This window comes from Xanthomonas codiaei (assembly GCF_002939785.1).
Classification (GTDB): Bacteria; Pseudomonadota; Gammaproteobacteria; order Xanthomonadales; family Xanthomonadaceae; genus Xanthomonas; species Xanthomonas codiaei.
The window spans coordinates 1-13,764 of the sequence record NZ_MDEC01000016.1 but is presented as its reverse complement, the minus strand read 5'-3'; the positions used below and the strand labels follow the sequence as shown (position 1 = coordinate 13,764).

The window sequence follows — 13,764 nt, the reverse complement described above, 5'->3', positions numbered from 1 at the left end:
GCACCCAACCTCCACAGAGCTTCGCCCGTACCCTCATCCGCCCCTTCGGGCACCTTCTCCCGCAGGGAGAAGGGAATACGCAAAGGTCCATGTCATATGAGCGAACAACTTCCCCTGCTGATCGAACTGGGCACCGAAGAGCTGCCGGTCAAGGCGCTGCCGGGTCTGGCGCAGGCCTTCTTCGATGGCGTGCTGAGCGGCCTGGAAAAGCGCGGCGTTGCGGTCACCCGCGGCGATGCCAAGCCGCTGTCCACCCCGCGCCGCTTGGCGGTGCTGTTGCCGGGCGTGGCCACCGAGCAGCCGGAGCAGCGCTCCGAAGTGCTGGGGCCGTATCTCAACATCGCCCTCGACGCCGAAGGCCAGCCGACCAAGGCACTGGCCGGCTTCGCCGCCAAGGCCGGCATCGACTGGACCGCGCTGGAGCGCACCAGCGATGCCAAGGGCGAGCGCTTCGTGCACCGTGCGGTGACCCCGGGCGCGCGCACTGCCGACCTGCTGCCGGACGTGTTGCGCGAAGCCATTGCCGCGATGCCCATCCCCAAGCCGATGCGCTGGGGCGCGCACGAATACGCCTTCGCGCGGCCGGTGCAATGGCTGGTGCTGCTGTTCGGCAGCGAGGTGATCCCGGCCCAATTGCTGGGCGTGCGCGGCGACCGCGTCAGCCACGGCCATCGGTTCATGCATGAGGGCACGGTGTCGCTGGCAGCGCCTGGCGAGTACATCGATGCATTGCGCGCCGCGCACGTGCTGGTGGATGCCGACGCACGCCGCACGCGCATCGTCGAGGAGGTCGAAGCGGCCGCCAGGCAGGCCGGCGGCAGCGCGCGCATCAGCGACGACAACCTGGAGCAGGTGGTCAACCTGGTGGAATGGCCGTCGGCGGTGCTGTGCAGTTTCGAGCGCGATTTCCTGGCGGTACCGCAGGAAGCGCTGATCGAAACCATGGAGATCAACCAGAAGTTCTTCCCGGTCCTCGATGACGGCGGCAAGTTGACCGAACAGTTCATCGGCATCGCCAATATCGTCTCCAGGGACGTGGCCGAAGTGGCCAAGGGCTACGAGCGCGTGATCCGCCCGCGTTTTGCCGATGCCAAGTTCTTCTTCGACGAAGACCTCAAGCAGGGTCTGCAGGCGATGGGCGAAGGCCTGAAGAGCGTGACCTACCAGGCCAAGCTGGGCATGGTGGCCGACAAGGTCGCGCGCGTGGCGGCACTGGCCGAGGCGATCGCACCGCAGGTCGGCGCCGATCCGGTGCAGGCGCGTCGCGCCGCGGAACTGGCCAAGAACGACCTGCAATCGCGCATGGTCAACGAGTTCCCGGAACTGCAGGGCATCGCCGGGCGCCATTACGCCAAAGCCGCCGGCGAGCCGAGCGAGATTGCCCTGGCCATCGACGAGGCCTACCAGCCGCGGTTTGCCGGCGACGACATCGCGCTCTCGCCACTGGGCAAGGTGCTGGCGATCGCTGAGCGTCTGGATACGTTGGCCGGCGGCTTTGCGGCTGGCTTGAAGCCGACCGGCAACAAGGATCCGTTTGCGCTGCGGCGCAATGCGTTGGGGTTGGCGCGGACGATGATTGAGAGTGGGTTTGATCTGGATTTGAAGAACCTAATTCATGATGCGTACTCTTGCGTCAATGAAGGCATCGCCGACGTAGCTGCTACCCGAAAGACCGACGCTGCTATGACCGCCGCATCAAAAGGTGTAAAGGTCGAGGTCTCGCACTTGGGTGAATCTAGTTTTACGAATAAGGATCTCGCTGAGGTCTACGACTTCATCCTCGACCGCCTACGCGGCTACTACGCCGACAAGAGCGTCCCTGCCACGCACTTCAATGCCGTCGCAGAATTGCGACCCGCTTCTCTCTACGACTTCGACCGCCGCATCGATGCCATCGGCAGTTTCGCCACCTTGCCCGAGGCCGAAGCGCTGGCCGCAGCCAACAAGCGCATCCGCAATATTCTGCGCAAGGTCGAGGGCGAGATCCCCGGCGACATCGATACTACGCTGCTGCGCGAGCCGGCCGAAGAAGCGCTGGCCGAAGCGGTGGAAGCGGCCATCGGCGACACCGGCGATGCGCTGCACCGCCACGACTATGTCGCCGTGCTCGCGCGCCTGGCCCGCCTGCGCCCGCAGGTCGATGCCTTCTTCGACAACGTGATGGTCAATGCCGAAGACCCGCAGTTGCGTGCTAACCGCCTGGCCCTGCTGAAGAAGCTCGGCGACCGCCTGGGCAGCGTCGCCGCCATCGAGCATCTGTCCAGCTGAAGTGCGTGCACACGCGTGGCGATGGCCGGCCGTGCGCGCCGGCCAACACGGACCTGGCCAGCCAACCGCATCGCCACGTCGACGGGAACGGGACGGCTTCCGCCACTGGCGGCTGATCGGTTCATCGACCGGAGGGGCCGGCCGCGCGCTACCAGCGCCGTGTCTCGAAACCGCCGATCGCCAGCCTTGCCGCCGTACGCCAGCGCCCGTGCTTTCCTTCGCACCCGAGGCGTCCCGCGCGTGGCGCTGGTGCGGGCTGGCCGTGCGCCAGGCAGCCATGGTGATGGACGTGCATGCGCACGTGACGGGCAACGTGGCAGGCTTGGATGCCTAGACGTTCCATTAACAGACCTCTGCGGTCCTCCCGGTATCCTGCGCCGATGCGATTCATCTTCCGGGTTCGCCCCGTTCTCCTGCTCCTGTGCCTGCTGGCCGGTCCGGCCTTTGCCCGCGCAACCATCGACAAGATCGAGGTCAAGGGGCTGGACGACGGCGACGACGCCGAGATGATCGAGAACATCGAGGTCTCGTTATCGCTGTATGAGGCCGTGGGCAAGGAGCAGGGCGAGTCGCGACTGGAGTACCTGCTGGCACAGGCCGAGCGACAGACGCGCGAGGCGCTGGAGCCGTTCGGCTACTACTCGCCGACCATCGAACTGGCCGCGCCGCGCACCGGCGACCGGGTGACGGTGGTGATCACGGTGGATCGCGGCGAGCCGGTGCGGGTGCGCACCTCGCATATCTCCATCACTGGCTGGGCCGAGCAGGACCGCTACCTGGGCCAGGATCTCAAGCAGTTCGAGCCGCGCGAAGGCCAGGTCTTCAGTCATCCGCAGTACGAGGCCAGCAAGGTGCGCATCACCCGGCGGCTGGCCGAGCGCGGCTATTTCGATGCCGACTTCACCCAGCGCCGGGTGGCAGTGGCGCGTGCCGAGCATGCAGCCGACATCGATCTCAATTGGGATAGCGGCCGCCGTTACGACATGGGCAAGGTGCGCTTCGAGTACGACTATTTCCGCCCGGGGCTGTTCGATCCCCTGGTTTACTGGGAGGAGGGCAGCTACTACCACGAAGGCAAGCTCGACCGGCTGCGCGAGTCGCTGACCAAGCTGGATTACTTCAGCACCATCGATATCCAGCCCAAGCCGGAAGAAGCCGATGACCAGGGCCGCGTGCCGGTGGATGTGAAGCTCACCCGCGCCAAACGCACCATCTACACCTCCGGCCTGAGCTACGGCAGCGAGAGCGGTGCCGGTGTGCGTGGCGGGGTGGAGCGGCGCTACGTCAATTCGCGTGGCCACAAGATGGACACGCAGCTGGACTACGCGCAGAACCGCAAGAGCCTGACCACCAGCTACCGGGTGCCGGCGTTCCGCTGGCTGGACGGCTGGTATACCGCCTCGGCGCGGCTCTACGACGAACAGACCGAGTACATCGACCTGCGCAACGTCAAGCTCACCGGCAGCCGCAGCGGCCAGATCAACGAGCGCTGGAGCGCCATCGCCTCGATCAACGCCCTGCGCGAGCGCTGGCGCTTCAGCAGCGGCGACGATTTCGAAGGCGCGGTGTACGAGACCTCCACCCTGGTCTATCCGCAGCTGCAGGCCAACTACGTCAACGTCGACGACCGGCTGTTTCCGCGCAGCGGCGTGTCCGGGCAGATGTTCATCCGCGGCGGCGCCGAAGGGGCCGGCTCGGATACCAACTTCGGCCAGCTGTACGGGCAGCTGCGCTGGTTCCTGGGCGCCGGCGACAACGGCCGGCTGATCCTGCGCGGCGAAGGCGGCACCACCTGGACCAGCGACCTGGTGGCGATGCCGCCCAGCCTGCGGTTCTTCGCCGGTGGCGCCAACAGCATCCGCGGCTATGCCTTCCGCGAAGTGGGCCCGCGCACGCCCAAGCCGGACGAATTCGCGCTCGGCGCCAAGAACGTGGTCACCGCCAGCGCCGAATACGAGCATTACCTCAAGGGCGGCCCCTGGGGCGGGGCGGTGTTCGTCGATGGCGGTAGCGCCTTCGACGACCGCCCGGACTGGCACACCGGCATCGGCTTCGGTCTGCGCTGGCGTTCGCCGGTGGGGCCGGTGCGGGTGGATATCGCGCATGGCTTGAACGACCCCGACTCGCAGTTCCAGCTCTACATCGATATCGGGGCCAACCTGTGAGCGCGCCCACGCCGCCGCCCGCCGCCCGCCGCCCACGTTTCTACCGCCGGCGCCGCTTCTGGGTGGGCTCGGGCCTGACCGTGCTGGGGCTGGTGCTGCTGGCCCTGATTGCGCTCTATTGGTTGCTGCAGACCGTGGCCGGGCGCGATGTCTTGCTGGCGCAGGTGGTTGCGCGGCTGCCGGTAGGTGCCAGTTTCACCTACGGCAGCGTCGAGGGCCCGGTCGCCGGCCCGCTGACGCTGCGCAATGTCGATTTCAAATACCAGGACATCCACTTCACCGCCGAGCGCGTGTATCTGGAGCCAGACCTGCGCCCGCTGCTGGGCCGCAAGCTGCAGCTCGACGCCGTGCAGGTCAGCAATGCGAGCTTGAACCTGGGCAAGAGCGAGGAGCCGTTCACCCTGCCCAGCTGGCCCGACTCCCTGCCGCAGATCACCGTGCCGCTGGCGATCCAGGCCGACAAGATCGATGTACAGAATCTGCGTATCACCCAGTTGCAGCAGCCGATGATCGTGCTGCGCAAGATGCAGGGTGGCCTGGAAGTGGCCACCGGCGAACTGCGCACGCGCGATCTGGTAATCGACACCGATATGGGCGATTTCCGCCTGCATGGCGACTACGTCCCCAGCGACGACTACCGCGCCGATCTCACCGCCACGGCGGTGCTGCCGGCCGCACGCGGACGCACCCCGGCCAGCCTGGGGCTGGTGGCACGCGGGGACTTGGACAAGATGGAAGTGGCCATCGCCGGCCGGGCGCCGGCACCGCTGCAGGCCAGCCTGGTCTTCACCGGCCGCGACGACCCAACCTGGGCCTTCAAGGCGGTGACCGAGGCGCTGGACACCTCGCTACTGATGCCGGCGGCCGATGGCGAGCCGGCCGCGCCGGCCACGCCGATCGCACTAAACCTGCAGGCCTCCGGCAAGGGCGGCAAGGCCGACCTGCAAGGCAGCGTCAAACAGGGCGAGTTGAGCGTGACCTTGCAGCCCTCGCATATCAGCCTGGTCGATCAGGTGCTGACCGTCGAACCGCTGGTGATCGACACCTTCGAAGGCCGCACCGAATTGCGCGGCACCGCCGATTTCCGCGACTCCCAGAACCCGAGCTTTCGCTTCGCGGTCAATGCCAGCGGCCTGCGCTTCACTCCCACTCTGGATCCGGCCACGCCGGATGCGCCGTTGGTGCCGGTGGAACTGCGCCAGGCGCGGCTGGGCGTGGCCGGCACCTTGAAGGCGTGGGCGGCGATCGGCCGCGCCACGGTGGAGCGCGACGGGCAGCAGGCCAAGCTGATGTTCGACACGCGCGGCAACGATCAGCGCGCACAGCTCAAGCAGGTGCAGGCCACCACCCCGGGCGGTGCGCTGGAGGTGACCGGCGAGGTGGGCTGGACGCCGGAACTGCACTGGGACCTGGCCGCGCAATTGGCCAAGTTCGACCCGGGCTATTTCGTCCCGGGCTGGAACGGCAACCTGTCCGGCAAGATCGCCTCCAAGGGCCGTCAGCTGCCGGCGCCGGCCGGGGGCGTGTCGCCGGGCCTGGAGGCCACTGCCAACATCCCCAGCCTGACCGGCCAGCTGCGTCAGCGCGCGCTGTCGGCCAATGGCAAGTTCGCCCTGCGCGGCGAACAGGGCGAGGGCGAGCTGCAACTGGCGCTGGGCGCCAGCCGCATCACCGCCAAGGGCAAGGTCGGCGACCAGCTGGACATCGCCGCGCAGCTGCAGCCCTTGCAGCTGGACGATGTGCTGCCCGGGGCCACCGGCGTGGTGCGCGGGCAGCTGCAGGTCAGCGGCAGGCGCGATGCACCGGACATCACCGCCGACATCGCCGGCAATGGCCTGCGCTGGAACACCTACAGCGCGCAGAGCCTCAGCCTGCGCGGCCGGCTGCCGTGGCGCGGCAGCGACGGGCAGCTGGCCCTGCAGGGCAGCGCGATCGAGGCCGGCGTGGTGCTGGACAGCGTGCGCGTGCAGGCACGCGGCGCGGTGGAAGCGCTGCGCCTGGATGCCGACATCGCCAACAGCATGGCCGCCGTCGCGCTGCAGGGCGATGTCAAACGCAACGGCGCGCGTTGGCAGGGCCAGGTCGCCACGCTGCGGATCGCACCAGCCAAGGGCGATGCCTGGGCATTGCGCCAGCCGGCACAGTTCAGCACCGACGGCGCGGCCTTCACCCTGTCCGACACCTGCCTGGGCGCCGCCACCGGCGGTGCGCTGTGCGCCAGCGCCAACTGGCCGCGCGAGGGCATGGTGGTGCATGGCGACGCGCTGCCGCTGTCGCTGGTGCAGCCGTGGTTGCCCAAGCAGGAAGGCCGGCAGATCTACCTGCGTGGAGAACTGACGCTGGACGGCAGTTTCAAGCCGCGCGGCAACGCCTGGGAAGGCAGCTTGCGTATCGCTTCGCCCGAAGGCGGCATCCGCCTGGGCGAAACCCGTTACGCCGCGGTGGCCGGCAACCCCAATCGTGGCGAGTTGCTGCGCTACGACCAGTTCAGCATGCAGGCCGATTTCACCCAGCAGCAGATCCAGGCCAAGCTGGGTATCGGCTTCCAGGGCGCCGGCTTCGTCGATGCCAAGTTCAACACCGGCTGGGATGCCTATGCCCCGCTCAACGGCGAGCTGTATCTCAATATGTCGCGGCTGTACTGGCTGGAGCTGGTGGTGGCCGACGTGGTGCGGCCCAAGGGTCTGGTCGAAGGCCATGTGAGCCTGCGCGGTACCCGCGACAAGCCGTTGCTGGGCGGCGACGCCACCCTGAGCGATTTCACCGCCGAGTATCCCTCGATGGGTTTGACGTTGAGCGAAGGCAAGGGCCGCTTCGACGCGTTGCCGGATGGCTCGGGCAAGATCACCGCCTCGGCCAAGTCCGGCCCGGGCACGCTCACCGTCGACGGCGGGCTGTCGTGGTTCGGCACCAGCACGCCGCTGCTACTGAATATCCGCGGCGACAACGTGCTGGCCTACAACACCAGCGAACTGCGCATCATTGCCAACCCGGACATGCAGTTCGGCATCACCGACAACACCATGCAGTTGCGCGGCAAGGTCACCGTACCCGAGGCCGACATCGACCTGGAACGCCTGGACCGCGGCACCTCGGTGTCCGAGGACGTGGTGGTGCTGGACCCGGTGGATCCGGAAGAAACCCCGGCCTCGCCGCTGGATATGGACCTGGCCATCGTGCTCGGCGACAAGGTCAACATGAGCGGCTTCGGCCTGAAGGGCGGACTGAGCGGGCAGATGCAGATCCGCGCGCGCCCGGGCCGCGAAATGACCGCCAACGGCGGGCTGGACGTGCGTGGCCGCTACAAGGCCTATGGACAGGACCTGACCATCACCCGCGGCCAGCTGACCTGGAACAACAACATCGTCTCCGACCCGCGCGTGAGCCTGCGTGCCGAACGCAAGATCGGCGACGTCACTGCCGGCATCGACGTCAGCGGCCGCGCCGAATCCCCGCGTGCCGATGTGTGGTCGGAACCGGCGATGTCGCAATCCGAAGCGTTGTCCTACCTGGTGCTCGGCCGCGGCCTGTCCACCGCCAGCAGCGACGAGACCCAGCAGGTCAGCGCCGCCTCGGCCGCACTATCGGCCGGCAGCAGCCTGATCGCCTCGCAGATCGGCGCCAAGCTCGGCCTGGACGACGCCGGCGTCAGCCAATCCAGCACCCTGGGCTCGGTGGTGGGCTTCGGCAAATACCTCTCGCCCAAACTCTACGTCGGCTACGGCGTCTCGATGATCGGCAGCGGCTCGGTGCTGACGCTCAAATACCTGCTCAGCCGCGGCTTCGACATCGAGGCCGAATCCAGCACGGTGGAGACCAAGGGGTCGATCAATTGGCGGCGGGAGAAGTAGGTAGCCGGTGAATGCCGCGGAGGCAGTACCGTGCGTCCAAGCCCCGGCGCACTGCCGCCGGCATGGTGCGGAAACCATTGATTGCCTGGTGCGAAGCGGTGCCAGCACAAGCATCCACGCTGCCCCCGCCTACCGTTCAAGACGGCAGGCTCTCATCGATGCACGGCAGTGTCGGTCAATGCGCCGCGGTTCTGCGCGCATTCCATTGCGAGATCAGGTCTGCGCTCCAGGCGATCGCAGTCCCCAGCAGCGCGGCTTGGGGGTAGAGGACCAGATAACCGAATCCCATGAAGGCGGCCTTGGTGCAGAGAAGTGCCACCCATGCCCATCCCCAGCTCCATTGAAACTGGAAGGTCACTCTGTCGCGGCGTATCCAGCGCAGGAGTGCGATCGGCAGCAGCGGCAGCGCAATAAAAGTTGCCATCTGCTTCAGGTCGACGAAAATCAAGCCTCCCGCGAGCATGCCAACGGCGGGGATGAACAGCCGTTGCAACAGCGGACGTGTCAGCCGTGGATCTGTCTCCGGCCGGCATTGCCAGCGCAGCAGCGACATCACGCAATACCATGTTGCCCAGCCAACGATACACGTGGCCGCGCCATAGAGTCCGACCTCCAAGACCGGCGACATTCCTGGCGAGGGATTGTGATCGATCATCGCCAGCAGCAGGAAGAGTAGAAAGATTGCGGTGCCGACGATTGCACTGCGTGCCAGCCCCAATATGGCAATGACCGGATTGAATACGTCCCGTTGGCTGGCGACATACCAACGCTGGGCGCTTTCCCGATCCAGCGGTGGTAGTGGCTTCCTACCGTCTGGGACATAGCCGATCAGATCAAGCAGAAGGCGTACCTGGTTGGCGCGCCAAGGCCATAACAACGCAGCGAAGGCCGCGCCTTCGGACTCGGCTGGCCCAAGCCATTCCAATAGCTTACGCACCTGCAGAACGCTGGCTGATGCATCGCCAAGATGCTGCAGGTGTATAGCCAATTGAGTGTGCCCCTCCGGTTGCAGCAGCCAACGTCGATGCATCTGTAAACGCGCGGATGCGACCAAATAGGGGTCTGGCGCATCCAGAGCGCGTTCCCAGTCGAAGAAGTCTGCCAGCACATCGTAGTTGTCTTCGCTAAGCGCGTGAGTGCCGGCCAATAAAGAGTGCTGCAAGGCGCTACTGATCTGCGACTTGTGTTCCAGCGACCATAACTCCGGTTGCGCCATTAGCCACTGCTGCAGTTCCTGCGGGTGTATCGCGCCGGCTTGTTGCAAGACGCGTCGCTGCACTTGCTGCACATCGACAGCGGCTTGCGGGACCTGCGGCGGCGAGATCCAGTCGGCAGCAATCGTCGGGACCGGGCGCGGGATTGCATCCAGCTGCGTCATTTCAGGCGATTCGGTCCGGCGTGTGTCGATGGCCTGGACCTGCGGCGGTACGGGAACGGCGATCCGCGGGGGCACGGTGGCAGAGTCGTTGCGCAAGACGGCAAGCTCTGGCGTATCGTCATTCGGCAATTGGGCGGAGTCGTTCGCGTTCACCATCTCGGCGCGGTGGCGCGACCAGGCAAGCGCTGCCTGGTAGGTCTCATGCAGCTGCTGGAAGCCAGCCGGATCGTCATCCGGGCGGGTGAGCTTCAGGCGTGCCGCGTACGCACGCTTGATCGCACGTGCATCTGCATCGACATCCAACCCCAGCGCATCCAGCGCCCAATTCACGCGCGTGCTTCCAGTTCGTCCAGTGCCTGCGCAAGTTCGTCGCGGTGGCGTTCGATGCGTCGCAGATCCTGGCTCTCGAGCACCTCCCGGAACTGCACGATCCACTGCTGCACCAGATGGCGCGCGTCGATGTATTCCTCGTAGACGCGCTCGGTACGTGCCATCAGCGCGATGTTTTGCTGCTGGTCGCGAGGATGTATTTTGAGCGCCTCCAGCGCTTGCAGCCGGCGCACGATTTCTTCGCGATCGAGCAACCCGGGGTTCTGTTCCAGCACCAGTTCGTGACGCCTGCCGGTGGCATCTTCGATCACCTCCACCTGCAACAGCCCGTCGACGTCATAAGTGAAGCGGGTGAGCACGCCTTGCTCGCTACGTGCGCGCCTGGGGTCCAGGGGGACGCGTATTTCGCCCAGTTTGATGTTCTTTTCCACCATTGGGTTTTCACCCTGGTAGACATCGATGACGACTTGGCTCTGCTGCTCGTTGATCGGGTAGAAGCGATCCTCGCGGCTCACCGGTACCACGCTGTTGCGCGGGATGATGGGATGGAAGTAGCCCGATCGCACCTGGCCGTCGTTGCCGTGACGTGCGACCTGGGTGCCCAGGGTGTATGGGCAGACATCGGTGAGCACCACTTCGCGCAGGCTTTCGTCGCGGCTCTTCAGGCCAGCGGCGACGACTGCCCCCAACGCGATGGCATGATCCGGGTTGACGTGACGCAACGGCAGGCGGCCAAGCATGCGCGTGGCCAGGCGGCTGATCATCGGCATGCGCACCGCACCGCCGACCAGCACGATGTCGTCCAGCTCCGACGGTTTGAGCTTGGCATCGCGCAAGGCGCGCTCGATCGGAATGCGCATCCGCTGCAACAACGGCTCGGCCAGCTGTGCAAAGCGCGCTTCGTCGATCTCCCAGGCATAGCTCTGTCCGGCCATGCTCAGGTTGATGGCACCTTGCGCCTGCGTACTCAGTTCGCGCTTGAGTTGTTCCAGACGGCGGCGCAGCTGCGCACTGTCGCCGGGCGCAAGCTTGGCTGCATCGAGGCGATGCTCGGCACAGAAGCCTTCCACCATTACCTCAAGAAAATCCTCGCCGCCAAGGAAATTGTCGCCAGCACTGGCGTGCACTTCGACCACGCCATCGAACATTTCCAGCAGTGACACGTCGAACGTGCCACCGCCCAGGTCCAGCACCAGCACCCGGCCTTCGCCTCCACGTTCCTGTAGCCCGTAGGCCAGCGCGGCAGCGGTAGGCTCGTTGATCAGCCGTTCGACGCGGATGCCGGCCAGCTCGCCGGCCACGCGCGTGGCCTTGCGCTGTGCATCGGAAAAGTACGCCGGCACGCTGATGACGGCTTCTTCGATCTTGCTGCCGAGTGCCGCTTCGGCATCGGCGATCAACGAGCGCAGGATCAGCGCCGATAGTTCTTCGGGACGGAAGCTGCGCGCATCCAGCTTGGTCTCGCGCGGGCTTCCCATCCAGCGTTTGAACGCCGCAACGCTGTGCTGTGGATGCGTTACCAGCCGCTCCCGGGCGGGTTGGCCCACTAATAGGCTGCCGTCGTCGCCGATGCTGATCACCGACGGTGTCAGCAGACTGCCGTGCGGATTGGTGAACAACCGACCACCCTCGGCATCGTGTACGCCGATCAGCGAGTGTGTGGTGCCGAGGTCGATACCTACGATCATGACGAAATCCCTGGGCGTTTATGAAACTTCAATTGAGAATGGACAGATCGTCGTGTTGCGCGTCCTGGACCAGCGACACGAGCCAGAGTATTAGAGCGACGGCCAATCCGGGCCACAGGATTGCGCCCATGGCTGCCGATGCCAGCCCGATCATCCCCGAGATGAGGAGCGATTGTGGCGCCTTGACTGCCGGTGGCGGAACCATGCGGCCCAGGACGCGGTAAATCGCCATGTGGGCCAAGGCAGTGCCCATGGCCGCACCCACCACGCCATTGCCCCATCCACCCGCTGTGCAGGCAATGCCTGCAGTCATGGCCGCGGGCAATAACCAACGGTGCGCAGTGCGCTTGTGCGTGCCGGGCGTGAGTCTGCGCGCCTGCCAATGTGCACCCATCTGGACGAGCACCAACGCAATCCAGCCTACCAAACCCCATCCAATGTCCAAGAACGCCCAAGTAGCACTCTCAGTGTCGGGATGAACGGCAGAAAGGACGGCCAACAAGCTAGCACCGATGGCAAGCAGGGCGGCGACGCAAAGTCCTCGCGCCAGTGCCAGGCCCAGCTGACGTCCGTGGGGGCGCTGCGGGTTGCCGATCTGTGTCCAGAAACGCAGATTCTCCGCGTGCACTGATTCGGGCAACTGGTGTGGAAACCATTGCTGCACGATGCCGCAAAAGCGGTACATCCAGGAAGGCCGTGCCGGTAGTAGCGCGGTCGCCAGGGAGCGCCATGGCGAGGGTGGCCGTGCTAGTCGTGAACGCAGCGCGGTTGCCCATTGCGGCGTCATCGCGTCCCATCCAGCCGCTCCCAATTCGTAGGTCAGGATCTCAGCATCGCCATCGAGTGCCAGCGCCGACTCCCGCCTTAGCGTTAGTTCCTGCTTGCGCGCAGTCCTGCGTGCTGCATGAAGCCAGGCGAGGTTGTCACCGTCCTCCTGCGCCTGCCAACCGAAGGCCTTCATTAGCGTATCGATGGTCGCCAAGCGTAGCGATGGGCGCTGAGTACCGAGCGCGTGCGATATGTGGAGGCCGATCATGAAGCGCTGGTAGTCTGACCACGTGTCAGCGTAGCTCTGCATCCACTGTTCGAAGGAGTCTGGCGACTGTTCCAGAGCTACACCGAGCAAGCGCGCGGACCACAGCACATGGGAGGCATCGGACTCCGGATCATCTGCGAAACTCGTGATCAGCAGATCGAACGTCGCATCGGTGATCGGTATGCATCGGTTTTTCATGAGGCCTGCGAGAGCGTGGCCGATCTGCGGACGCAGCTCCAGCGACCACCATTCTGGTAGTTCGCTCAACCATGCGGAGAAGCTCTGGTCGGTCATGTCTTGCGCTGCGGCCAGGATACGTGCCGCGCAGTTCTGCACGTGCGTGCCATCCCGCCAGCGCTCGATCTCTGCCTCAAGGGCAGGGTCCTGGATATAGGCAACCAGCGAGCGCGGTGCGTGATTCCTCAGAGCCTGATCTCCTCGTAGCGCTTCCGCCGTTGATGCGGCGGTCTGCGTGCCCGCACGCGCTTCGTCAGCATCGTCTTTGTCAGCTCGTTCGGTGCGTGCTGCGTAAGCCAATGCGGCCTGGTAGGTTTCGTGCAGTTGCTGGAATGCCGCCGGATCATCGTCCGGACGCGTGGTTTTCAGGCGCACGGCGTACGCGCGCTTGATCGCGCGCGCATCAGCATCCGCTGTGAGACCCAACGCTTCCATTGCCCAGCTCATCGTTGCAGTCCCGCTGCTTCGATGGTGTGATCGCATTCCATCCTGACCTGCCCCTGGATCTAATCACGCGTTATCGGCCGGTGGCTTCCAAACTTTACGGCGCTGCCTACAGGGAGGATAGGACTTGAATGAATTGGTAAGAGCAGCTAGCAAACCTACTGTGCGGCCGCCAGGCGGGCGCGGTCGGTGCTCGGAATCCTCATGTACCACGCGTACACTGCGGTTCCTCCGCGCCGTCCGCACCCACCTGACGACCGCTCGCTACGTTTTGTTAGCCGCTCTAAGGAAGGTCTGAACAACGATGCCTGACAGGGCGGAATGTGGCATCGCTCCGGAGAGTCGCGTTTGGAGCCTCGGGTTCTCG

Annotated in this window: 6 protein-coding genes and 1 other RNA gene; 4 read left to right on the top strand and 3 right to left on the bottom strand. The window is 65.5% G+C overall.

The features are described 5' to 3' along the window. Positions 1-96 precede the first annotated feature (96 nt). The 3 genes from glyS (at position 97) to XcodCFBP4690_RS12555 (ending at position 8,284) form a co-directional block, all read left to right on the top strand. Positions 97-2,268, top strand: a complete 2,172-nt coding sequence (glyS, locus tag XcodCFBP4690_RS12565; protein ID WP_104541258.1) for a glycine--tRNA ligase subunit beta — start codon at positions 97-99, stop codon at positions 2,266-2,268. Between the two features lie 380 nt (positions 2,269-2,648). Further along, positions 2,649-4,433, top strand: coding sequence for an autotransporter assembly complex protein TamA (locus XcodCFBP4690_RS12560; protein ID WP_104541257.1), 1,785 nt, complete (start codon positions 2,649-2,651; stop codon positions 4,431-4,433). After that, entirely contained in the window at positions 4,430-8,284 is a 3,855-nt protein-coding gene (locus tag XcodCFBP4690_RS12555; RefSeq protein WP_104541256.1) for a translocation/assembly module TamB domain-containing protein, read from the top strand. The genes XcodCFBP4690_RS12560 and XcodCFBP4690_RS12555 overlap by 4 nt, the downstream gene beginning before the upstream one ends. Before the next feature lie 175 nt (positions 8,285-8,459). On the opposite strand, the gene XcodCFBP4690_RS12550 is transcribed toward XcodCFBP4690_RS12555, so the two are convergent. The 3 genes from XcodCFBP4690_RS12550 to XcodCFBP4690_RS12540 are packed head-to-tail and all read right to left on the bottom strand — an operon-like array spanning position 8,460 to position 13,400. Then, entirely contained in the window at positions 8,460-9,992 is a 1,533-nt protein-coding gene (locus XcodCFBP4690_RS12550; RefSeq protein WP_104541255.1) for a J domain-containing protein, read from the bottom strand. Continuing rightward, positions 9,989-11,680 carry a molecular chaperone HscC gene (locus XcodCFBP4690_RS12545; protein WP_104541254.1) on the bottom strand — a complete coding sequence of 564 codons (1,692 nt, stop codon included), beginning with the start codon at positions 11,678-11,680 and terminating at the stop codon, positions 9,989-9,991. Before XcodCFBP4690_RS12545 ends, XcodCFBP4690_RS12550 begins: the two co-directional genes overlap by 4 nt. 28 nt (positions 11,681-11,708) lie before the next feature. After that, the gene (locus XcodCFBP4690_RS12540) at positions 11,709-13,400 is read right to left on the bottom strand and encodes a J domain-containing protein (RefSeq protein WP_146091893.1); all 1,692 of its coding nucleotides are present in this window, start codon (positions 13,398-13,400) and stop codon (positions 11,709-11,711) included. A gap of 201 nt (positions 13,401-13,601) precedes the next feature. Here XcodCFBP4690_RS12540 and XcodCFBP4690_RS12535 point away from each other — a divergent pair. After that, positions 13,602-13,677, top strand: a non-coding RNA gene (locus XcodCFBP4690_RS12535) — sX9 sRNA. The last annotated feature ends 87 nt before the right edge of the window (positions 13,678-13,764 follow it).

What these genes read in the sequence shown, in the direction of transcription:
- XcodCFBP4690_RS12540 (WP_146091893.1), bottom strand. Translation starts at nt 13,400, where the DNA reads ATGAGCTGGGCAATGGAAGCGTTGGGTCTCACAGCGGATGCTGATGCG.
- XcodCFBP4690_RS12560 (WP_104541257.1), top strand. Translation starts at nt 2,649, where the DNA reads ATGCGATTCATCTTCCGGGTTCGCCCCGTTCTCCTGCTCCTGTGCCTG.
- XcodCFBP4690_RS12545 (WP_104541254.1), bottom strand. Translation starts at nt 11,680, where the DNA reads ATGATCGTAGGTATCGACCTCGGCACCACACACTCGCTGATCGGCGTA.
- glyS (WP_104541258.1), top strand. Translation starts at nt 97, where the DNA reads ATGAGCGAACAACTTCCCCTGCTGATCGAACTGGGCACCGAAGAGCTG.